This window comes from Bradyrhizobium sp. SZCCT0153, assembly GCF_018129995.1.
GTDB classification, from domain to species: domain Bacteria; phylum Pseudomonadota; class Alphaproteobacteria; order Rhizobiales; family Xanthobacteraceae; genus Bradyrhizobium; species Bradyrhizobium japonicum_G.
Genome location: NZ_JAFCKS010000003.1, coordinates 476511 through 498016, shown reverse-complemented (window position 1 = coordinate 498016; position 21506 = coordinate 476511). Strand labels below are relative to the sequence as shown.

Genomic DNA, 21506 nt, shown 5'->3' with positions numbered 1-21506 from the left:
CGGCGCGATGTCCTTCTCGCTCAGGCCTGCGCCCAGCAGCGCGCGCACCAGGAAGATGTACGGATCGGCGCCGCGCGTCACCGCGACGCGCTCGCCCTTCAGATCGGCGACGCTTGCGGATTTCCTTGAGCGGATCCGCCGCCTTCGCCGCTTGGGTCACAGCAAGAGCCACCGCTCCCGCCAGCAGAATGCGTCGTATAATGTTTGTCCTGCCCAACCCCTCCGAAACTTCATTGTTTTTCAAGGAGTTATACCTAGAGATCAACGAGAAAATCCCGCCCTTGAAACCGGGTCGCCTGGGAACAACTTTGCCCGATGCCGGCCTTTTCAAGCATGGAACGACTATAGCCAGAGAATGGCGGGTGACAGCGCCTGCCGCCTCTTATATCCGGTGAAGCATGGACAGCGTCGCGACTGAGCAGAAGGCCGAGGTGGATGATCGCTTCGACACCGCGCGGATCACCGCCGCGGTCGATGCGCTTGCCGAAAGGCACCAGGGACGCGAGGACGCGTTCCGCACCGCCATGGCACAATTGCTCAAGGCCGAGCTGATCGCTGCGCGTGCCGCAGCACAGGCGATCCTGCTGAAGGACCGCCACGGCCGCCGCTGCGCAGAGCGGCTCTGCCACGTGCAGGACGAGATCATCCGCATCCTGTATTCGGCCGCGACCCGCCATCTCTACCGCTCGCCGATCCCCAGCGGCGCGGAGCGCATGGCGGTGGTCGCGACCGGCGGCTATGGCCGCGGCCTGATGGCTCCCGAGTCCGACATCGACCTGCTGTTCATCCTGCCCTACAAGCAGACCGCCTGGGGCGAGCAGGTCGCCGAAGCCATCCTCTATTGCCTCTGGGACATGGGGCTGAAGGTCGGGCACGCCACGCGTTCGGTCGACGAATCGATCCGCCAGGCGCGCGGCGACATGACCATCCGCACCGCGATCCTGGAGACGCGCTTCCTGACCGGCGACCAGCCGCTCTATGACGAACTGGTCGAGCGTTTCGACAAGGAAGTGGTCCAGGGCACCGCGTCCGAATTCGTCACGGCAAAGCTCGCCGAGCGCGAAGAACGTCACCGCCGCGGCGGCCAGTCGCGCTATCTGGTCGAACCCAACGTCAAGGACGGCAAGGGTGCCTTGCGCGACCTGCACACGCTGTTCTGGATCGCCAAATACGTCTATCGCGTCCGCGACACCGACGAGCTGGTCGAACGCGGCGTGTTCGACGCGCAGGAATACCGCACCTTCCGCCGCTGCGCCGACTTCCTCTGGTCGGTGCGCTGCAACCTGCACTTCTACTCCGGCCGCGCCGAAGAGCGCCTCTCCTTCGACCTCCAGCGCGAGATCGCGGTCCGGCTCGGCTACACCTCGCATCCCGGCATGCAGGACGTCGAGCGCTTCATGAAGCACTACTTCCTGGTCGCCAAGGAAGTCGGCAACCTCACCGCCATCCTCTGCGCCAAGCTCGAGGACCAGCAGGCCAAGCCCGCGCCGGTGCTGAGCCGGATGATGGCGCGGCTGCGCCCCACCCCCGTGAAACGGCGCGTCCCGGACAGCGACGACTTCATCGTCGACAACAACCGCATCAATGTCGCCGCGCCCGACGTGTTCAAGCACGACCCGGTCAACCTGATCCGCATCTTCCGCCTGGCGCAGAAGAACAACCTCGCCTTCCACCCGGACGCGATGCGTGACGTGACGCGCTCGCTCGGCCTGATCAACGCGCAGATGCGCGAAAACCCGGAAGCGAACCGGCTGTTCATGGAGATCCTGACCTCCGATAACGCCGAGATCGTGCTGCGGCGGATGAACGAGACCGGCGTGCTCGGCCATTTCATCCGCGCCTTCGGCAAGATCGTCTCGATGATGCAGTTCAACATGTATCATCACTACACCGTCGACGAGCATCTGATCCGCTGCATCGGCTTCCTCCAGGACATCGAGCGCGGCGGCATCGAGGAGTTCACGCTCGCCAGCGACCTCATGCGCAAGAGCCGGCCCGAGCACCGGTCGGTGATCTACATCGCGACGCTGCTGCACGACGTCGCCAAGGGACGGCCCGAGGATCACTCGATCGCCGGCGCCAAGGTGGCGCGGCGGCTGTGCCCCCGGCTCGGCTTCAGTCCGGCCGACACCGAGCTCGTGGCCTGGCTCATCGAGGAGCATCTGACGATGTCCACGGTCGCCCAGTCGCGCGACCTCTCCGACCGCAAGACCATCGAGAATTTCGCCGCCGTGGTGCAGTCGGTCGAGCAGATGAAGCTGCTGACGATCCTGACCACCGCCGACATCCGCGGCGTCGGTCCCGGCGTATGGAACGGCTGGAAGGCGCAGCTGCTGCGCTCACTCTATTACGAGACCGAGCCGGTGTTGACTGGCGGTTTCTCGGAAGTCGACCGCGGCAAGCGGCTGACAGCCGCGCACGCCGAATTCCGCATGGCCTTTGCCGAGTGGCCGCCGGAGGAGCTCGATGCCTATATCGGCCGCCATTATCCGGCCTACTGGCTCAAGGTCGAGCTGCCGCGCAAGATCCGCCACGCCCGCTTCGTCCGCTCCAGCGAGCAGGCCGGCCACAAGCTCGCGATCAATGTCGGCTTCGACGAGGTCCGCGGCGTCACCGAGCTGACCATCTTCGCCGCCGACCATCCCTGGCTGCTGTCGATCATCGCGGGCGCCTGCGCCTCGGCCGGCGCCAACATCGTCGACGCCCAGATCTACACCACGACCGACGGCCGCGCGCTCGACACGATCTCGATCTCCCGGGAATACGACCGCGACGAGGACGAGGGACGGCGCGCCACCCGCATCGGCGAGATGATCGAGGACGTGCTGGAAGGCAAGCTGCGCCTGCCCGAGGTGGTGGCACGGCGCACCGTGCGCAGCAAGGCGCGGCCGTTCGTGATCGAGCCGGAAGTGACCATCAACAACCAATGGTCCGACCGCTACACCGTGATCGAGGTCTCCGGGCTCGATCGCCCCGGCCTGCTCTACGAGCTGACCACGGCGATCTCCAAGCTGAACCTCAACATTGCCTCGGCCCATGTCGCCACCTTCGGCGAGCGTGCCCGCGACGTGTTCTACGTCACCGACCTCCTCGGCGCGCAGATCAACGCGCCGACCCGCCAGGCCGCGATCAAGAGCGCGCTGACCCATGTGATGGCGGGCGAGAAGCCGGTTCAGCCGGCGGCGTGAGCACGCCGAGACCTAAACCTCCACCCCTTCATGCCGCAGCAGCCAGCGCTTGCGTGCGAGGCCGCCGCCGTATTTCACCAGCGAACCGTCCGCGCCGATCAGGCGGTGACAGGGCAGCACCACGCTGATCGGGTTGGAGCCGTTGGCATGGCCAACGGCACGTATGGCCTTGGGCATGTCGATCTCTGCGGCGAGCGCACCGTAGCTCATCGTTGTGCCGGCAGGTATTTTCGTCAGCGCGGTCCAGACCTTCTGCTGGAACGGCGTGCCGGCAATGCGCCATGCGATGCCTGAGAGCTGGTCGAGATCGCCGTCGAAATAGCGCGACAGCGCAGTCCGCATGGCCGCCGGCGCGGACCGGTCACTCAGATCCACCGTGCCGTAGTGCAGGCGCAAAAGCTCGCGCATGCGGTGCTCGTAATCCTCCCAGTCGAGCGCGCGCAAGGAGCCGTCAGTATCGGTGACGAGCAGCGCGATCCCGATCGGCGTCGGCAGGCGATCGATGCCGAAGCTTGCAGACAGTTTGCTTGATCGCGCGGCCATTGCGGCACCATTGCATCGGAACATGCCATCGCACTTGCCATGCCGGCCGTGCTAACGTCCACCCGAAAGCTGACGCTTTTGGGGGAGCTCAACTTGATCTGGATCGCCAATGTTTTGGTGGCGCTGGTCGCCGCACTGCACATCTTCTTCCTGATCCTGGAGATGTTTCTCTGGGACCAGCCGCTGGGCCTGAAGGTCTTTCGCAACACGCCGGAGAAGGCCGAGATCACGAAAGTGCTGGCCGCCAACCAGGGGCTCTATAACGGCTTCCTGGCCGCCGGCCTGATCTTTGGCCTCGTCCACGGCAATCCGGCCTTCGCATTCCAGATCAAGGCATTCTTCCTGCTCTGCGTGATCGTGGCCGGCGCTTACGGCGCGGCGACCGTCAGCACGCGCATCCTGATGGTGCAGGCGCTGCCGGCGGCGGTCGCCCTGGTTGCATTGTTTCTCGCCTGAGACGCTACGGCGCAGTGCCGCGATCCTTGCGCGGCGGCGAACGTTCCTCCACACTCTTCGGCAGCGATGGCGACCGTTGCAATCAACGGGAAAAGACCATCGACCGGAAAATTCCGTCAGGAGGAACAACCCCACATGAGCAATCGCACAGCTTTTATAGCTACGACGGCGGCGCTCGCCTTCGCGTTCACCGCCAGCCAAGGCTTCGTAAGCCAGGCCCTCGCCCAGAAGAAATACGACACCGGCGCGAGCGACACCGAGATCAAGATCGGCCAGACCGTGCCGTTCTCCGGCGCCTACTCCGTCTACGCCAATATCGGCAAGACCCAGGCGGCCTACTTCAAGATGATCAACGATCAGGGCGGCATCAACGGCCGCAAGATCAATCTGATCCAGTATGACGATGCCTATTCGCCGCCGAAGACCGTCGAGCAGGTGCGCAAGCTCGTCGAAGGCGACGAGGTCCTCTTCACCTTCCAGATCATCGGCACCGCGGCCAACGCCGCCGTGCAAAAATATCTCAACGGCAAGAAGGTCCCGCAGCTGCTGGCCTCGACCGGCGCCGCGCGCTTCAACGATCCCCAGAACTATCCCTGGACCATTGCCTATAATCCCAACTACGTGTCCGAGGGACGCATCTACGCCAAGTACATTCTCAAGGAGCATCCGAACGCCAAGATCGGCGTGCTCTACCAGAACGACGACATGGGCCGCGATTATCTCGCTGGCCTCAAGAGCGGCCTCGGCGACAAGGCCGCCAGCATGATCGTCGGCGAAGTCTCCTACGAGGTCACCGATCCGACGGTAGACTCGCAGGTGGTCAAGCTGAAGTCGCTGGGGGCTGATCTTTTCTACGATGCCTCGACGCCGAAATTCGCGGCGCAGGCCATCAAGAAGGTCGCCGAGCTCGGCTGGAACCCGGTGCATATCCTCGACATCAATGCGAGCCCGATCTCGGCGACGCTGAAGCCGGCCGGCCTCGACATCTCCAAGGGCATCATCTCGACCCAGTACGGCAAGGAGCCAGGCGATCCCCAGTGGAAGGACGATCCGGGCGTGAAGGCCTTCTTCGCCTTCATGGACAAGTATTTCCCCGAAGGCGACAAGCTCAACACGGTCAATACCTATGCCTATTCGGTCGCCGAGCTGCTGACGCAGGTTCTGAAGCAATGCGGCGACGACCTGTCGCGTGAAAACGTGATGAAGCAGGTCGCCAACATCAAGGACTTCACCCCGAGCTTTGCGCTCCCCGGCATCAAGATCAACACCGGACCGAACGACTACCGCGTCAACAAGCAGATGCAGATGATGAAGTTCAACGGCGAACGCTGGGAGCTGTTCGGACCGATCATCGAGGATGCGGGACCCTCGGGTTAGCCTCCCTTGGCGGGGTGGGTTGCACCGGCGGACTACCCCTCGCGTAGCCGCGGGCGCACCCACCCTACGAACTGCGGGCGCGTCCCCGCCTTGCGTTGCAGCAACGCCTCCTCCACAATCGCCCTCAGCGATGACATCAGGTGCGCAGGAGTGCTCGGATCGATCATCGGCGATAACAAATTGAGGAAATTGCGAATGAGGAACGGTATTCTGCATCTGGCCACGGCAACGGCGCTGACCCTGGCGCTGTCGGTCTCAGCGGCCAATGCCCAGAAGAAATATGATCCGGGCGCGAGCGACACCGAAATCAAGATCGGTCAGACCAACCCGTTCAGCGGCCCCGCCTCCGCTTACGCCACGATCGGCAAGACGCAGGCCGCCTACTTCAAGATGATCAACGATCAGGGCGGCATCAACGGCCGCAAGATCAACCTGATCCAGTACGACGACGCCTATTCGCCACCGAAGGCCGTGGAACAGGTGCGCAAGCTCGTCGAGAGCGACGAGGTGCTGCTCACCTTCCAGCTTCTCGGCACCCCGTCGAACGCTGCCGTGCAGAAATATCTCAACGCCAAGAAGGTACCGCAACTCTTCGCGGCCACCGGCGCCTCGAAGTTCACGGACCCAAAGAACTTCCCATGGACGATGGGCTTCAATCCCAACTACTTCGTCGAAGGCCGCATCTACGGCCAGTATATCATCAAGAACCATCCGAACGCCAAAGTCGGCGTTCTCTACCAGAATGACGATCTTGGAAAAGACTATCTGAACGGCATCAAGGCCGGGCTTGGTGACAAGGCCTCCAGCATGATCGTTGCGGAAGCCTCATACGAGGTCTCCGATCCCACCGTCGATTCGCAGATCCTCAAGATCAAGTCGGCGGGTGCCGATTTGTTCTTCAGCGCCACGACGCCGAAACAGGCCGCGCAGGCGATCAAGAAGATCGCCGAGCTCGACTGGCATCCCGTGCACATTCTCGACATCAACGCCACTTCGGTCGGCGCCGTGATGAAGCCCGCAGGACTTGAAGCCTCCAAGGGAGTGATCAGCGTCAACTATGGCAAGGATCCGCTCGATCCAAGCTGGAAGAACGATCCGGGCATGAAGAAATATTTCGAGTTCATGGCCAAGTACTATCCGGACGGCGACAAGGACTCGAGCTTCAACAGCTACGGCTACTCGACCTCGCAGTTGATGGCTTACGTGCTCCAGAAATGCGGCGACGACCTAACCCGCGAAAACGTCATGAAGGTCGCCACCAGCCTGAAGGACGTGGAGCTCGACCTGTCCCTGCCCGGCATCAAGGCCAACACCTCGCCGACCGACTACCGCGTCAACAAGCAGCTTCAGATGATGAAGTTCAACGGCGAGCGCTGGGAGCTGTTCGGCCCGATCATGGAGGACGCAGGCCCGGCAGGTTAGCGGTTGTGCGAATTCTGAATTGCGATCGGCGGCCTGCGGGCCGCCGATTTTTTGGCGTCGCCCAGTCCATCACCGTCAGCCTGAGGTGGCCGCTTCTTCAGCGGCCCTCGAAGGGCGACGGCCCGGCTGGCAGCTTGGCCGTGCATCCTTCAAGGCTCGCAAGAGCTCGCATCTCAGGATGACTGGGAGAGATCGTCGCTTTGGGCGACGTCTACTCCGGTATTTCCCCAAAATTCTTCCCCACCGGCAGCACCGCGTGCCGGATCAGGCGCGAGTCCTCCACGGCCGCCTGCCTGTGCTTCACTGCTTCGCGATAGACGGGATCGCGGATCATTTCGACGAACGCACTGACGCTTGGGTATTCGGCGATGAAGCAATGGTCCCAGCGCTCCTCTTGCGGGCCGATCAGCATCAGCTCGAATTTGCCCTGCCAGACGATGCGGCCGCCGAGGCGCTCGAACACCGGGCCGCTCTCGCGGCCATAGGCCGCATAGGCTTCCGCGCCGCTCGCCTTGCGACCGTCGGGATAGGCCGCCTCGCTGCGCAGGCGCACCAGATTGAGCATGTGGATCGGACCGGGGCGGTCGTTGTCCCGGAACTGCGCGAAGATTTCCTTGGTCGGATCGATGTGGCCCATGCCGGTGTTCCCTCTTGTTTTATGACGGCGATCCTAGCTCCAGCCTCGAAGAGGCGGAACTGCGGCCAGCGAATGCCGCACCTCCTAATCGCGCGTTAACGTCCGGGTAACCGGGCCTTAAACAGCGACCGCTAGCGTGCGGCAGGGCGGGCTGACCGGGCGTTTGCGTATGGGGTTGGGAAAGAAAAAGGGTGGGCGGAAGGAGCCGCTGTTCGGCTTGCCCGCGGCGCTCTCCGATCTGCGCCTGAGCGCGGCGGACCGCATCCCCGGCGGCGACGACAAGCCGAAGAAATCAGCCAAATCGTCCGCCAAGCGCAAGAGCGAGGATTCCGGCGACGAGCCGCCGCGGAAGGCCCCGGCCCGCAGCGGCGCCAAGCGGCGATCCAAATCGCGCATCGGCGCCGGTCTCGGCCGCCTGGTCTATTGGGGCGCGGTGCTGAGCCTGTGGGGCGTGATCGCCGTGATCGGTGTCGTGATCTATGTCGGCGCCCATCTGCCGCCGATCCAGTCGCTCGAAATCCCCAAACGGCCGCCGACGATCCAGATCGTCGGCATGGACGGCAGCCTGCTGGCGCAGCGCGGCGAGATGGCCGGCGCCAACGTCTCGCTGAAGGACCTGCCGCCCTATCTGCCGAAGGCCTTCATCGCCATCGAGGATCGCCGCTTCTACTCGCATTTCGGCATCGACCCGGTCGGCATCCTGCGCGCGCTGGTCACCAACGTGCTCCATCGCGGCGTGTCGCAGGGCGGCTCGACGCTGACGCAGCAGCTCGCCAAGAATCTGTTCCTGACCCAGGAACGCACCATGGCGCGCAAGCTGCAGGAGGCGGAGCTTGCGATCTGGCTGGAGCGCAAGCATTCCAAGAACGAGATTCTCGAGCTCTACCTCAACCGCGTCTATTTCGGCTCCGGCGCCTATGGCGTCGAGGCCGCCGCGCAGCGCTATTTCGGCAAGCCGGCCAAGAATGTCACGATTGCCGAGGCCGCGATGCTGGCCGGGCTCGTCAAGTCGCCCTCGCGGCTCGCGCCGAACCGCAATCCGGAGGGCGCCGAAGCGCGCGCGCAGATCGTGCTCGCGGCGATGGCGGACGCCAAGTTCATCACCGAAGCACAGGCGCAGGCCTCGATCGGCCAGCCCTCCTACAACGTGAAGCCGGTCGGCGCCGGCACGATCAACTACGTCGCCGACTGGATCGGCGAGGTGCTGGACGATCTCGTCGGCCAGATCGACGAGAGCATCAAGGTCGAGACCACGATCGATCCGAAGCTGCAAAGCGTGGCGGAAGCCGCCATCATCGACGAACTCGCGGCCAAGAGCGTCAAGTTCAATGTCAGCCAGGGTGCCCTGGTGGCGATGACGCCCGACGGTGCGGTGCGCGCCATGGTCGGCGGGCGGAACTATTCCGAGAGCCAGTACAATCGCGCGGTGACGGCCAAGCGCCAGCCGGGCTCCTCGTTCAAGCCGTTCGTCTATCTGACCGCGCTCGAGCAAGGTCTGACGCCGGACACGGTTCGCCAGGACGCCCCGATCGAGGTCAAGGGCTGGAAGCCCGAGAACTACACCCATGAATATTTCGGCGCGGTGACGCTGACGCAGGCGCTGGCGATGTCGCTCAACACGGTCGCCATCCGCCTCGGCCTCGAGGTCGGGCCGAAGAACGTGGTGCGCACCGCGCACCGGCTCGGCATCTCCTCGAAACTCGAGCCCAACGCCTCGATCGCGCTCGGCACCTCCGAGGTCTCCGTGGTCGAACTGGTCGGCGCCTATGCGCCGTTCGCCAATGGCGGCCTCGCGGTGGCGCCGCATGTCGTCACGCGGATCAGGACGCTCGGCGGCAAGCTGCTCTACATGCGCCAGCCCGATGAGCGCAACCAGGTGATCGAGCCGCGCTATGTCGGCATGATGAACGCGATGATGCGCGAGACCTTGATCAGCGGCACCGCCAAGAAGGCCGAGATCCCCGGCTGGCCGGCCGCCGGCAAGACCGGCACCAGCCAGGATTACCGCGACGCCTGGTTCATCGGCTACACCGCCAACCTCGTCACCGGCGTCTGGCTCGGCAATGACGACAATTCGCCGACCAAGAAGGCAACCGGCGGCGGCCTGCCGGTCGAAGTCTGGTCGCGCTTCATGAAAGCGGCGCACGAGGGTGTGCCGGTAGCGAACTTGCCGAGCTCACCCGGTGGCTGGGGCCTGTCGAACCTCGCGCAGGCCGCCTCGCAGGTGTCGCCGCCAACAGCGGCCGCAACAGCTCCGGCAAGCAATGGCGGCTATCGCCCGCCGCCCACGCGCGCCAATGTGCGGCCGGAGGCGTCGGCAGGACTTGATGGCTGGCTGATGGACCGGCTGTTCGGCGGCAACAGATAGCTTCCGCCTGAGGCCTTGGTGGCCTCAAGACAAAACCGCGAAAACAACCCCATGCACAGTAGCCGGTGATTGCCGGCGTGATGCGCGCTGAATCCATCGAAGGGTTTGATGCGGCGGATCAATCAGGCGCCGTGACGCAAAGCGCTGGCATCGCCGCATTTTCCGTTGTCTTCGCCCGTGAGGCTGGCAGCGGAAGCCTAATCCTCGGCCCCGTAGCGGTGCAGGTCGTTGCCGTGGGTGTCGAGCCACTTCTTGGCGCGCTCCATCGACGGACACACCTTGCCGCACACGCGCCAGAACCGCGCCGAGTGGTTCATCTCGACGAGATGGGCGACCTCGTGGGCGGCGAGATAGTCGAGCACGAAGGGCGGCGCGAGGATCAGGCGCCAGGAGAACGACAGCGAGCCGGCCGAGGTGCAGGAGCCCCAGCGGCTGGACTGATCGCGGATCGAGAGCCGCTTCACCTTGACGCCGAGTTCCGCGGCATAGGCTTCCGCCGAGCGCTGGAGATCGCGGCGCGCCTCGCGCTTGAGGAAGTCGCTGACGCGGCGATCGACATGTTCGACGCCGCCGGCAACGCAGAGAATGCGTTCGCCGCTATCGCGCACCTCGGTCCACACCGTGCCGCGGGTACCGGCGCGATGCACGATCCGGTGGGAAACACCGCGAAGCGGTATCACCGTGCCAGGCTGAAACGGCGCGGCCTTCGGCAAACGGCCGAGACGCGCCGCGATCCACGCGCCGTGACGCTGCGCGAAATCCTTGGCTTCGGCCAGCGTGCCGCGCGGCGGCATGGTGAGGATGGCTTCGCGATCGCTCGGATGAATTCTGAGCGTATAACGGCGCGCGCGGCGATGCCGCCGCAGCCTGATCGCGAAATATTGCGATCCATGGGGGATGAGGAGGGTCTTGGGTTCGTGGGGCCGCCGATAGAGGAGCGCGCGAGTGGCCATGTCTGTCAGTCCGGGGGGCAGGAGTGCGCCCGGATTCTGCCATAACCGCCGCCAGGGAAAGCGCTCGGCGCAAAAACAAATCATTTGCCCAATATACAGGGGTCTGGCGTCCGGGAGACCCTACAGACTGGGGTTGGAACCAGCTTTTTTCGCCCCCTCCGGACGCATGCGGCACCCCCAAGAGGTGAGGGAGGACTCACTCCTATAAAGCTACCTAAATACCGCGAATCTGGCGGGAACCTGGCCTGTCGGAACCTCCGACAGGGCGACGATTTTCAGCGGGAAAGCCGAAAAACGCGCCCAGAGCCGCTCCGATGGAATCGGAACGGCTCTGGATTCCTATCTTGACGCGTTTTCTTTACGCGAACCGGACGCCACTTCGCTCGAAAACGCTCTATTCGGCCGCGAGAGCCTGCAACGAGCTCGGATTCGCAGCCGAGACCATGAAGTCATGGATGCGCGGCACGATTTCCGACTTGAAACGCGAGCCGTTGAACACGCCGTAATGTCCGACGCCCTTCTGCACGTAATGAACGCGGCGGTGATCGGGGATCGAGCTGCACAATGTGTGCGTCGCTTCGGTCTGACCGAGCCCGGAGATGTCGTCGTTCTCGCCTTCGACCGTCATCAGAGCCACGCGCGTGACCTTCGAGGGATCGACGCGTGTTCCACGATGGGTCATCTCGCCCTTCGGCAGCGAGTGCTTCACGAACACGGTGTCGACCGTCTGCAGGTAATACTCGGCGGAGAGGTCCATCACCGCGAGATACTCGTCGTAGAAGTCGCGATGCTTGTCGGCGAGGTCGCCGTCGCCTTTCACCAGATGGGCGAAGAGCTGCTTGTGGGCGTCCATATGGCGGTCGAGATTCATGCTGATGAAGCCGTTCAGCTGCAGGAATCCCGGATAGACGTCGCGCATCATGCCAGGATGCGGGAACGGCACCTTGGTGATGACGTGATTGCGGAACCAGTCGATGCCGCGCTCCTGGGCGAGGTCGTTCACCCCGGTCGGATTGCGGCGGGTGTCGATCGGCCCGCCCATCAACGTCATCGACGTCGGCACGAACGGATCGCGCTGCGCTTCCATGATCGAGACGGCAGCGACGACGGGCACGGAAGGCTGGCACACCGCCAGCACATGCGTATTGCCGCCGAGGACGTGCAGCATCTCGATGACGTAGTCGATGTAGTCGTCGAGATCGAAGCGGCCGTCGCTGAGCGGCACCATGCGGGCATCGGCCCAATCGGTGATGTAGACCTCATGCGCCGGCAGGAAAGCCTCGACCGTGCCGCGCAAGAGCGTCGCATAATGGCCGGACATCGGCGCGACGATCAGCACGCGCGGCTGCGGGCTGCGCAAGGGACGGGTGAACTTGCGATCGAAATAGAGCAGCCGGCAGAACGGCTTTTCCCAGACCGAGCGGACCTCGACGGGAACGCGGATGCCGTTGACCTCGGTGTCGTTGAGACCCCATTCCGGCTTGCCGTAGCGGCGCGTGGTGCGTTCGAACAATTCGCAGGCCGCGGCAACCGATTTGCCGACCTCGGTGCGCGCCCACGGATTCAGCGGATTCTGAAACAGCAGCTTGGTCGCGTCGGTGACTGCACGGGCCGGATTGAGAGAGGCGTGCGCCATCTCGTACATCCAGTACATCGGCGTCGTCAGGATCGGACTGCCCTCTGCAGCCAGGGGCGGGGCGCCGCCAAACTCACCAATAGGCATCGCTATATCCTTCTTCGCATCGCAGCATACTGCCGAATGCGTAATATTGCGTCAATGCATGGTTCCGTACATTTACGTGGTGATGACAGTTAAACCAGCCTGAATCCACGAGAAAGTGACGTTATTCGCCGCCTGACAGCAGCGACCCTTGCTTCCTGGCGCTACGCAAAAGGGCAAGGAATGCCCCAAAAGATGCAACCAGCAGCACCGCGTTGATGGCCAACGCACTCAACATCAGATCGGTCCTGAAGGCGTTTTCGATCAGCAACGCGCGCATGCCTTCGAACACGTAGGTCGGCGGCAGCGTCCAGGCGACATATTGCAGCCAGACCGGCAGCACGCTGACGGGATAGTAGACGCAAGCGAGCGGCATGATCCCGAACATCAAGGTCCAGACGATGCTCTCGGCGCCGAGGCCGTTTCGCAGCACCAGGCCGGATACGAAGATGCCGACCGACCAGCTCGTGAAGATCAGATTGCAGAATAACGCGATCAGCGGCAGGCCGAGCGCATAAACGTTGAAATGAAACAGGAACAGCGCGAGCAGCGTCATCGGGATGACGCCGATCGCGAGCCGGATCAGGCTCATGATCATCAGCGACAGCAGAAACTCGATGGGCTTGAGCGGGCTCATCATGAGATTGCCGAGGTTGCGCGCCCACATCTCCTCCAGGAACGAGATCGAGAAGCCGAGCTGGCCGCGGAACAGGATGTCCCAGAGGATGACGGCGCCGATCAGGGTGCCGCCGGCGCGCGCGAAGAAATTGGCGTTCTGGGCGATGTAGAGCTGGAGGAAGCCCCAGGTAATCACCTGCAGCGCCGGCCAGTACAGCAGTTCCAGCAGCCGCGGCCACGATGACAGCAGGAGGTACCAATAGCGCAGGATCATCGCACCGATGCGCTGCAAGGAGATGCCGCGATGGAGGGAGGCCTGGTTCATCGCGCCGTCTCCTGAACCCCGTTCACCCGGCCGCGCGCGACGTCGAGGAACACCTCCTCCAGCGTGGTGCGATTGTAGCGGGCCATGATGGCTTCGGGCGTGTCATCGTCCTCGATGCGGCCGCGCTTCATGATGATGACGCGGTCGCAGAGCCGCTCGACCTCGAGCATGTTGTGCGAGGCCAGCAGGATGGTGGCGTTGTTAGCCTTGCGGTAGCGCTCCAGATGGCTGCGGACCCAATCGGCCGTGTCGGGATCGAGCGAGGCGGTCGGCTCGTCCAGCAACAGCAGCTCGGGCTGGTTGATCAGCGCCTTGGCGAGCGCGACGCGGGTCTTTTGCCCTGCGGAGAGCTTGCCGTTGGCGCGGTCGATGAAATCGGTGAGGTCGAGATCGGCGGCGAGCGTCGCGATGCGGTCGGACAGGTTCTTCACCGCATAGAGATTGCCGAACACGGTGAGGTTCTGCCGCACCGTGAGCCGCATCGGCATGTCGACATAGGGGCTCTCGAAATTCATCCGCCCCAGCACGGCCGCGCTCTCCTCGGGCATGCGATGCCCCAGCACCTGCACGCGGCCGGAGGTCGGCAGCACCAGGCCCATGATCATCGCGATGGTCGTGGTCTTGCCGGCGCCGTTGCCGCCCAAAAGCCCGGTGATGCTGCCGCGCGGAAGCGAAAACGAGATATCGTCGACGGCGCGCGTCTGCTTGTAGACCTTGACGAGGTGATCGACCGCAATGGCCGCAGAGGAGCTGCGCTCCGCGACAGTCGGCGGACTTGAAGCTTTGTCGTTCCCGGTCATGCTGGGCGTTCTTCTGCTATTGCAGCTGATAGCGCAAGGCTTGTAATCCGGGTGGTTCCGCGAGCCCCGCGTTTGTGACCGAGAAGGCACCGCCACATTGGCCGACATGACCGAAATTGCCGCCTCCGACTTTCGCCCTTCGCAGAGGCATATCCGCCTGGACACGATCCTGCGGTTGCGCTGGCTGGCGGTGCTCGGGCAGCTCGCCGCGATCTTCATCGTGGCGCAGGGGCTGGAGTTCAACGTCGAGATCGTCCCCTGCGTCAGCATCATCGCCCTGTCGGCCGCGCTCAATCTGGCACTGCAAACCGTTTCCAATCCGATGCAGCGGCTGGAGCCGATGCAGGCGGCCGGACTGCTCGCGCTGAACATCGTGGAGCTGGCCGGCCTGCTGTTCTTCACCGGCGGGCTGCAGAACCCGTTCTCGTTCCTGTTTCTCGCACCCGTGCTGATCTCGGCCACCGCGCTGCCGGCCCGCTTCACCTTCGGCCTCGGCGTGCTCGCCGTGGCCTGCGCTTCCGCCCTGTTCTTCTTCCATCTGCCGCTGCCCTGGGATTCCGACGATCCGCTGGTGCTGCCGCCGATCTATCTCGTCGGCGTCTGGCTCTCGATCGTGCTCGCGATCGGCGTCACCAGCCTTTATTCGTTCCAGGTGACCGAGGAGGCGCGCAAGCTTGCGGACGCGCTGGCGGCGACCGAGCTGGTGCTGACGCGCGAGCAGCATCTGACCCAGCTCGACGGCCTGGCCGCGGCGGCCGCGCACGAGCTCGGCACGCCGCTCGCGACCATCTTCCTGATCTCGCGCGAGCTGCAAAACACGGTGAAGGACCCGGTCTTTGCCGCCGACCTGAAAACCTTGCGCGAGCAGACGCAGCGCTGCCGCGACATCTTGAGCAAGATCACCCAGCTTTCCTCCACCGGCGCGCCGTTCGACCGCATGAAGCTGTCGGAGCTGATCGAGGAAGTGGTGGCGCCGCATCGCGATTTCGGCGTCGACATCAAGGTGCGGATCGCGGTCGCGATCGTGGCCGAGCCGGTCGGCTCGCGCAATCCGGCGATCCTCTACGGCGTCGGCAACATCGTCGAGAACGCGGTCGATTTCGCCCGCACCACCGTCGAGGTGAATGCATGGTGGAACAAGGACACGATCGAGCTCGTGATCTCCGACGACGGCCCCGGCATTCCGCCGGATATCCTTAACCGGATCGGCGAGCCCTATCTGTCGCGGCGGCGCAACCTGGACGACGGCGGCGGCGAGCGGCGCGGCCTCGGGCTTGGCGTGTTCATCGCACGCACCTTGCTCGAACGCACCGGCGCCAAGGTCTCGTTTACCAACCGGACCTTTCCGGAACACGGCGCCGTGGTCCAGATCAGTTGGCCGCGAGAGCGTTTTGAGGCTATCGAGACCTTCGAGGAAACAATAGGATAGGCCGCGACCTTGCGTCGCACGGGCGGGCCGATCGACTATTGGCGGCCTTGGCACCGCCCGATTGCGACGCCATATGTAGATGTGCAGGACAAAGGACAACACCTTGAACGCCATCGCCGAACTGAACGAACAGACCGACCGCTCGCTTCTCATCGTGGAGGACGACAAGCCGTTCCTTGAGCGGCTGTCGCGTGCCATGGAGACGCGCGGCTTTGCGGTGACGTCGTGCGACACGGTTTCCGATGGTCTTGCGCAAATCGGCAAGGCCGCGCCCGCATTCGCCGTGGTGGATCTGCGGCTCGGCGACGGCAACGGCCTCGACGTGGTCTCGGCGCTGAAGAAGAAGCGTCCCGACGCCCGCGCGATCGTGCTGACCGGTTACGGCAACATCGCCACCGCCGTCACGGCGGTGAAGATGGGCGCGATCGATTATCTCTCCAAGCCCGCGGACGCCGACGACGTCGTCGCCGCGCTGCTGTCGACGAGCGCGGAGAAATCCGAGCTGCCGACCAATCCGATGTCCGCCGACCGCGTCCGCTGGGAGCACATTCAGCGCATCTACGAGATGTGCAACCGCAACGTCTCGGAAACGGCACGCCGGCTCAACATGCACCGCCGGACGCTGCAGCGGATTCTGGCGAAGCGCGCACCGCGGTAACGGTCTCGCAGGGCGGGCAAAGGCGCGTAGCGCCGTGCCCACCACCTCTGCTTCCATCTCGAGCGGCTTGAATGGTGGGCGCGCTTTCGCTTTGCCCACCCTGCGACTTCATTCCCAAAAATCCGCATGCCCTTGCGGATCGACCAGGCGGTTGATCCGCAACGCTGCCGCCATCGCGAAACGCACCGTCATCCGCTTGCGCGTGGCCGCAGCGATCTTGTGCTCGGGCGCCTCGCACTGCATGTGCGCGCCATAGGGGTCGGCGATGATCAGGCCGGTGCCTTCAGGAAAGATCTCGCACGGCAGGTCCTGCGTGAAGGCAAAGAACAGCCGATCGCAATGGGCGCGGTACTCGTGCCATTTCTGGTCCGCGCGCAGATCCTCGACCGACGACTTGATCTCGACGATCCAGATCTCGCCGCGCTCGTTGAGCGCCACGAGATCGGCGCGCCGGCCCGAGGGCAGCGGCAATTCGCTGATGCAGGAGAAGCCGAGCGAGCGCAGCAACCGTGCCGTGCCGCGCGCGATCGCCAGCGCCGTCTCGGACTGACGGCGATCCGGCGGCGGCACCAGGGCGATGTTACGGGCGGGGTTGTCCATGGGGCAAGTTTAGCCGATTCCATCCACCGTGTCGTCCCGGCCCTCGCCGGGGCGGGAACCTCCCTCCTTCCTCGCACTTATCACGCAGCCGCCGCACCTCGGCGGGGACCATCGAGGCTGCGGCGCATGATCGACGATCTCTGGTACAAGAACGGCGTGATCTATTGCCTGTCCGTCGGCACCTACATGGATGCCGACGGCGACGGCGTCGGTGACTTCAAGGGGTTGCTGCGCCGGCTCGACTATCTGCACGGGCTCGGCATCACCACGATCTGGCTGATGCCGTTCCAGAATTCGCCGGGCCGCGACGACGGCTACGACATCGCCGACTATTACAGCGTCGATCCCCGCTACGGCACGCTCGGCGATTTCGTCGAGTTCGCCCACGGCTGCAAGCAGCGCGGCATCCGAATCATCATCGATCTCGTCGTCAACCACACCTCCGACCAGCATCACTGGTTCAAGGAGGCGCGGCGCGACAGGAACTCGCCCTATCGCGACTGGTATGTATGGTCGGACAAGAAGCCGGCCAATGCCAACAAGGGCATGGTGTTTCCCGGCGTGCAGAAATCGACCTGGACGCGCGACAAGGAAGCGGGTGCGTATTATTTTCACCGCTTCTACGACTTCCAGCCCGACCTCAACACCTCGAACCCGCACGTGCAGGCCGAGATCCTCAAGATCATGGGCTTCTGGATCCAGCTCGGCGTCTCCGGCTTCCGCATGGACGCCGTGCCGTTCGTGATCGCGACCAAGGGCGCCAAGGTGAAGAAGCCGGTCGAGCAATACGACATGCTGCGCGCGTTCCGCGAATTCCTGCAATGGCGGAAGGGCGACGCCATCATCCTCGCCGAGGCCAACGTGCTGCCGGAAACCGACATGGAATATTTCGGCCGCGATGGCGACCGCATGCACATGATGTTCAACTTCCACGTCAACCAGCATCTGTTCTATGCGTTGGCGTCCGGCGACGCGCGACCGCTGGCGAAGGCGCTGAAGGCGACCAAGCCGCGGCCGGCCGCCGCGCAATGGGGCCTGTTCCTGCGCAATCATGACGAGCTCGATCTCGGGCGGTTGACCAAGGCGCAGCGCGATCTCGTCTTCAAGCGCTTCGGCCCCGACAAGGACATGCAGCTCTACGACCGCGGCATTCGCCGCCGCTTCGCGCCGATGATCGGCGGGGACCGCAGGCGGCTCGAGCTCGCCTACAGCCTGATGTGCACGCTGCCGGGAACGCCCGTGATCCGCTACGGCGACGAGATCGCGATGGGCGATGATCTGTCGCTGCCCGAACGCAATTGCGCGCGCACGCCGATGCAATGGTCGACCGAGCCCCACGGCGGCTTCACCAAGAGCGACAAGCCGGCATGCCCCGTCATCGACAAGGGCCCCTACGGCTACCAGCACGTCAATGTCGCCAAGCAGCGTCGCGATCCCAATTCCATGCTGAACTGGACCGAGCGCATCGTCCGTATGCGCAAGGAGGTACCGGAGATCGGCTGGGGCGATTTCGCGATCATCGCGACGCGCGATCCCGCCGTGTTCATCATGCGCTACGACTGGCGCAACAACTCCGTGCTGTTCGTGCACAATCTCGGCGACAAGCCGCGCGAGATCGCGTTCTCGGCAGGGCTGCCTGGTGATGCCGGCGCGCACCTCATCAACCTGCTCGCGGAGGACCACAGCCACGCCGACAAGCGCGGCCAGCATCGCGTCGTGCTGGAGCCTTACGGCTATCGCTGGTATCGCGTCGGCGGGCTGGATTATCTGCTGAAGCGGAGTGATATCGACGAGAATAGTGCGGGCAACAAGCATCCGGGATAATTTCGAGATGCTGGAGTTTGCTCCGCTGCTTCCACGATCGTCATTGCGAGCGCAGCGAAGCAATGACGGGGAGATGGCGGCGGCTACCGCTCTGATTTTGCGGGACGACCGCTAGGGCGGCGCCACGATCACACCCTCATTGCCGCGCAGATCCAGTACGCCTTCGAGCTTCTCGCCTTCGCGGTCCAGAAACGTCGACAGCAGGATCTCGCTGCCGAAACGGATCGCGCTGGTAGTCACCGCGATCGGTTCGGGGCCGAGATTGAGCGCCACGATGACCGCCCTGCCCGCGGCCTCGCGGCGATAGACCAGGAGATCGCCTTGCGCCGCGATCGGATGATAGTCGCCCGAAACCAGCGGCGGAGAGGCCTTTCGCAGCGCGATCAGGCGCTTGTACAGGCCGAGGAGCGAGCGCGCATCGGCTTCGAAATTGACGACGTTCTCGCGGATATGATCCTCGGGCAGCGGCAGCCACGGCCTGACCTCCGAGAAGCCGGCGAAGTTGGAGGAATCCCACTGCATCGGCGTGCGGCAGCCGTCGCGCCCGACGCCGATGCCGGGGACGTTCTTCTCGAAGGGATCGCGCACGTCCGCAGGCGCGAGTGCGAGCTGGTGCATGCCGATCTCGTCGCCGTAATAGAGCGTCGGCGTGCCGCGCAACGTCAGCAACAGCATGGCGGCGACGCGGGCCTGCTCCGGGCCGACGCGGCTGGCGACGCGCGGCCGGTCGTGATTGCCGAGCACCCAGTTCGGCCAGGCGCCTCTCGGCAGCGCCTTCTCGTAATCCTCGATGATCTTCTCGATCGAGCGCGCGCTCCAGAACGTCGAGAGCAGCGCGAAATTGAACGGCATCTGCGCGCCGGTGAGGTCGTTGCCGTAATAGGCCACCAGCCGGTGCAGCGGCAGATAGATCTCGCCGATCAGCACGCGGGCGCGATACGCGTCGGTGACGCGCCGCATCTGCGCGATCACATCATGCACCTCCGCCTGGTCGGTGGAATATTGCGTCAGGATCCTTTCGTTCGGCGGCCGGCCCTCGACGTAATGCGGGTTTGGCGGATTGTCGCGGAATTCGGCGTCCTTGATCAGGTGCCAGATCACGTCGACGCGAAAGCCGTCGACGCCCTTTTCCAGCCAGAACCGCATCACATCGTAGATCGCGGCGCGGACGTCCGGATTGCGCCAGTTGAGGTCCGGCTGCTGGGCGAGGAAGGCGTGGTAGTAATATTGACCCGTCGTCTCGTCGAGCTGCCACGCGCTGCCGCCGAACTCGGACACCCAGTTGTTGGGCGCACCGCCGCCCGGCGCCGGGTCGCGCCACACGTACCAGTCGCGCTTGGGGTTGTCGCGCGAGGAGCGGCTCTCGACGAACCAGGGATGCTGGTCCGAGGTGTGGTTCGGCACGAGATCGAGGATCAGCTTCAGGCCGCTGTCGTGCACGGCGCCGAGCAGCGCATCGAAATCCGCCATCGTGCCGAACAGCGGCTCGATGCCGGTATAGTCGGAGATGTCGTAGCCGAAATCGGCCATCGGCGAGGGAAAGATCGGCGACAGCCAGATCGCATCGACGCCGAGAGACTTCACATAAGGCAGCCGCTGGAGGATGCCGGCGAGATCGCCGACGCCGTCACCATTCGAGTCCTGAAACGAGCGCGGATAGACCTGATAGAAAATGCCGTCGCGCCACCAATTGTCATCGCCCTGAGCCATGCCGGAAAACCCACCCGAAAATCTGACTTGATCATCTTGCCTGCGCGAGAGAACGCGTGAGCAGCGCCGCGGGTTCAAACCAGCGGGCGAATTGGGACGGCCGTGTGACGGCCGGGGCGGCTGTTCCCGGTCCGGGCCACGAATCTTTTGCTTGGCCATAGGCCAAAAATCGGCATTGTGGCGCCATGACCGAGCAAAATGACACCCAAAAATCCTCGCAAGAGTCCTCGCAAGCCAAGGCCGGCGCGATCATCGTCCCCGTGACGCTGTTCGAGCAGAACTGCACCATCATCTGGGACGAGCCTTCCAAGAAGGCCGTGGTGATCGATCCCGGCGGGGACGTGCCGAAGATTCTGGAGGCGATCAAGCAGACCGGCGTCACCGTGGAGAAGATCTGGCTGACCCACGGCCATATCGACCATGTCGGCGGTGCAGCCGAATTGCGCGACGCGCTGAAGGTGCCGATCGAGGGCCCGCATGAAGCGGACAAGTTCCTGCTCGACAACGTGGTCGAGAGCGGCGCGCGCTTCGGCATGACCGGTGTGCGCAATTTCGCGCCGGACCGCTGGCTGGCGGAAGGCGACAGCGTGGCGATCGGCGGCCTGACGTTCGACATTTTTCACTGCCCCGGCCACTCTCCCGGCAGCGTGGTGTTCTTCAACAAGGACTTGCGTTTCGCCCACGTCGGCGACGTCCTGTTCGCAGGCTCGGTCGGCCGCACCGATCTGCCGGGCGGCAGTCACGCCACGCTGATCAACTCGATTCTGACCAAGCTGTTGCCGCTCGGCGACGACGTCGGCTTCATCTGCGGCCACGGCGCCGGCTCGAGCATCGGCCAGGAGCGGATGACAAATCCGTTCATCACCGGCGAGATGTAA

The 21506-nt window shown here is 64.1% G+C and carries 17 protein-coding genes; 9 read left to right on the top strand and 8 right to left on the bottom strand.

The window, feature by feature from the left end; all coding sequences use genetic code 11:
• Window positions 1-398 precede the first annotated feature (398 nt).
• Window positions 399-3188 carry a [protein-PII] uridylyltransferase gene (locus JQ572_RS16030; protein WP_211383994.1) on the top strand — a complete coding sequence of 930 codons (2790 nt, stop codon included), beginning with the start codon at window positions 399-401 and terminating at the stop codon, window positions 3186-3188.
• 12 nt (window positions 3189-3200) lie between these two features.
• On the opposite strand, the gene JQ572_RS16025 is transcribed toward JQ572_RS16030, so the two are convergent.
• Window positions 3201-3731 carry a methylated-DNA--[protein]-cysteine S-methyltransferase gene (locus JQ572_RS16025; protein ID WP_211383993.1) on the bottom strand — a complete coding sequence of 177 codons (531 nt, stop codon included), beginning with the start codon at window positions 3729-3731 and terminating at the stop codon, window positions 3201-3203.
• A 39-nt stretch (window positions 3732-3770) separates the two neighbouring features.
• Between JQ572_RS16025 and JQ572_RS16020 the strand changes: the two genes are divergently transcribed.
• The 3 genes from JQ572_RS16020 to JQ572_RS16010 all read left to right on the top strand — a co-directional run bounded on the left by JQ572_RS16020 (window position 3771) and on the right by JQ572_RS16010 (window position 6986).
• Window positions 3771-4187, top strand: a complete 417-nt coding sequence (locus JQ572_RS16020; protein ID WP_249129073.1) for a DUF1304 domain-containing protein — start codon at window positions 3771-3773, stop codon at window positions 4185-4187.
• A gap of 135 nt (window positions 4188-4322) precedes the next feature.
• Entirely contained in the window at window positions 4323-5564 is a 1242-nt protein-coding gene (locus JQ572_RS16015; protein ID WP_211383991.1) for an ABC transporter substrate-binding protein, read from the top strand.
• A gap of 195 nt (window positions 5565-5759) precedes the next feature.
• Window positions 5760-6986, top strand: a complete 1227-nt coding sequence (locus JQ572_RS16010) for an ABC transporter substrate-binding protein (RefSeq protein ID WP_211383990.1) — start codon at window positions 5760-5762, stop codon at window positions 6984-6986.
• 211 nt (window positions 6987-7197) lie between these two features.
• On the opposite strand, the gene JQ572_RS16005 is transcribed toward JQ572_RS16010, so the two are convergent.
• Window positions 7198-7623, bottom strand: a complete 426-nt coding sequence (locus tag JQ572_RS16005) for a DUF1330 domain-containing protein (protein WP_211383989.1) — start codon at window positions 7621-7623, stop codon at window positions 7198-7200.
• Between the two features lie 169 nt (window positions 7624-7792).
• Here JQ572_RS16005 and JQ572_RS16000 point away from each other — a divergent pair, with 169 nt between their 5' ends.
• Complete coding sequence (locus tag JQ572_RS16000) at window positions 7793-9991, top strand: transglycosylase domain-containing protein (RefSeq protein ID WP_211383988.1); 2199 nt, start codon at window positions 7793-7795, stop codon at window positions 9989-9991.
• A gap of 197 nt (window positions 9992-10188) precedes the next feature.
• Here the strand turns inward: JQ572_RS16000 and JQ572_RS15995 are convergent, their stop codons facing one another.
• The 4 genes from JQ572_RS15995 to JQ572_RS15980 form a co-directional block, all read right to left on the bottom strand.
• Window positions 10189-11028: a M48 family metallopeptidase gene (locus tag JQ572_RS15995; RefSeq protein WP_211383987.1), complete on the bottom strand. Its 840-nt coding sequence runs from the start codon at window positions 11026-11028 to the stop codon at window positions 10189-10191.
• 310 nt (window positions 11029-11338) lie between these two features.
• Entirely contained in the window at window positions 11339-12667 is a 1329-nt protein-coding gene (locus JQ572_RS15990; RefSeq protein WP_211383986.1) for a polyhydroxyalkanoate depolymerase, read from the bottom strand.
• Between the two features lie 121 nt (window positions 12668-12788).
• The gene (locus JQ572_RS15985) at window positions 12789-13607 is read right to left on the bottom strand and encodes an ABC transporter permease (protein WP_211383985.1); all 819 of its coding nucleotides are present in this window, start codon (window positions 13605-13607) and stop codon (window positions 12789-12791) included.
• Window positions 13604-14407, bottom strand: coding sequence for an ABC transporter ATP-binding protein (locus tag JQ572_RS15980; RefSeq protein WP_211383984.1), 804 nt, complete (start codon window positions 14405-14407; stop codon window positions 13604-13606). The genes JQ572_RS15985 and JQ572_RS15980 overlap by 4 nt, the downstream gene beginning before the upstream one ends.
• Before the next feature lie 106 nt (window positions 14408-14513).
• On the opposite strand from JQ572_RS15980, the gene JQ572_RS15975 reads away from it, so the two are divergent.
• Window positions 14514-15836, top strand: a complete 1323-nt coding sequence (locus JQ572_RS15975) for an ActS/PrrB/RegB family redox-sensitive histidine kinase (RefSeq protein WP_211383983.1) — start codon at window positions 14514-14516, stop codon at window positions 15834-15836.
• A 103-nt stretch (window positions 15837-15939) separates the two neighbouring features.
• Window positions 15940-16494, top strand: a complete 555-nt coding sequence (locus tag JQ572_RS15970; protein ID WP_008141807.1) for an ActR/PrrA/RegA family redox response regulator transcription factor — start codon at window positions 15940-15942, stop codon at window positions 16492-16494.
• Window positions 16495-16602: 108 nt separating this feature from the next.
• Here the strand turns inward: JQ572_RS15970 and JQ572_RS15965 are convergent, their stop codons facing one another.
• On the bottom strand, window positions 16603-17094 hold the full coding sequence (locus JQ572_RS15965; protein ID WP_211383981.1) for an MmcB family DNA repair protein: 492 nt from the start codon (window positions 17092-17094) through the stop codon (window positions 16603-16605).
• A 126-nt stretch (window positions 17095-17220) separates the two neighbouring features.
• Between JQ572_RS15965 and JQ572_RS15960 the strand changes: the two genes are divergently transcribed.
• On the top strand, window positions 17221-18918 hold the full coding sequence (locus JQ572_RS15960; RefSeq protein WP_211383980.1) for an alpha-amylase family protein: 1698 nt from the start codon (window positions 17221-17223) through the stop codon (window positions 18916-18918).
• Between the two features lie 111 nt (window positions 18919-19029).
• Here the strand turns inward: JQ572_RS15960 and JQ572_RS15955 are convergent, their stop codons facing one another.
• Window positions 19030-20628, bottom strand: a complete 1599-nt coding sequence (locus JQ572_RS15955; RefSeq protein ID WP_211383979.1) for an alpha-amylase family glycosyl hydrolase — start codon at window positions 20626-20628, stop codon at window positions 19030-19032.
• Between the two features lie 185 nt (window positions 20629-20813).
• Between JQ572_RS15955 and JQ572_RS15950 the strand changes: the two genes are divergently transcribed.
• Window positions 20814-21506 (top strand): MBL fold metallo-hydrolase, encoded by a 693-nt coding sequence (locus JQ572_RS15950; RefSeq protein WP_211383978.1) that lies wholly within the window; start codon window positions 20814-20816, stop codon window positions 21504-21506.

Coding starts and splice junctions, on each gene's coding strand:
- JQ572_RS15950 (WP_211383978.1), top strand. CDS start 20,814: ATGACCGAGCAAAATGACACCCAAAAATCCTCGCAAGAGTCCTCGCAA.
- JQ572_RS16030 (WP_211383994.1), top strand. CDS start 399: ATGGACAGCGTCGCGACTGAGCAGAAGGCCGAGGTGGATGATCGCTTC.
- JQ572_RS16005 (WP_211383989.1), bottom strand. CDS start 7,623: ATGGGCCACATCGATCCGACCAAGGAAATCTTCGCGCAGTTCCGGGAC.
- JQ572_RS16000 (WP_211383988.1), top strand. CDS start 7,793: ATGGGGTTGGGAAAGAAAAAGGGTGGGCGGAAGGAGCCGCTGTTCGGC.
- JQ572_RS15995 (WP_211383987.1), bottom strand. CDS start 11,028: ATGATTTGTTTTTGCGCCGAGCGCTTTCCCTGGCGGCGGTTATGGCAG.
- JQ572_RS15990 (WP_211383986.1), bottom strand. CDS start 12,667: ATGCCTATTGGTGAGTTTGGCGGCGCCCCGCCCCTGGCTGCAGAGGGC.
- JQ572_RS16020 (WP_249129073.1), top strand. CDS start 3,771: ATGCCGGCCGTGCTAACGTCCACCCGAAAGCTGACGCTTTTGGGGGAG.
- JQ572_RS15960 (WP_211383980.1), top strand. CDS start 17,221: ATGATCGACGATCTCTGGTACAAGAACGGCGTGATCTATTGCCTGTCC.
- JQ572_RS16015 (WP_211383991.1), top strand. CDS start 4,323: ATGAGCAATCGCACAGCTTTTATAGCTACGACGGCGGCGCTCGCCTTC.
- JQ572_RS15985 (WP_211383985.1), bottom strand. CDS start 13,607: ATGAACCAGGCCTCCCTCCATCGCGGCATCTCCTTGCAGCGCATCGGT.
- JQ572_RS15980 (WP_211383984.1), bottom strand. CDS start 14,407: ATGACCGGGAACGACAAAGCTTCAAGTCCGCCGACTGTCGCGGAGCGC.
- JQ572_RS16010 (WP_211383990.1), top strand. CDS start 5,760: ATGAGGAACGGTATTCTGCATCTGGCCACGGCAACGGCGCTGACCCTG.
- JQ572_RS15955 (WP_211383979.1), bottom strand. CDS start 20,628: ATGGCTCAGGGCGATGACAATTGGTGGCGCGACGGCATTTTCTATCAG.
- JQ572_RS15975 (WP_211383983.1), top strand. CDS start 14,514: ATGACCGAAATTGCCGCCTCCGACTTTCGCCCTTCGCAGAGGCATATC.
- JQ572_RS15965 (WP_211383981.1), bottom strand. CDS start 17,094: ATGGACAACCCCGCCCGTAACATCGCCCTGGTGCCGCCGCCGGATCGC.
- JQ572_RS16025 (WP_211383993.1), bottom strand. CDS start 3,731: ATGGCCGCGCGATCAAGCAAACTGTCTGCAAGCTTCGGCATCGATCGC.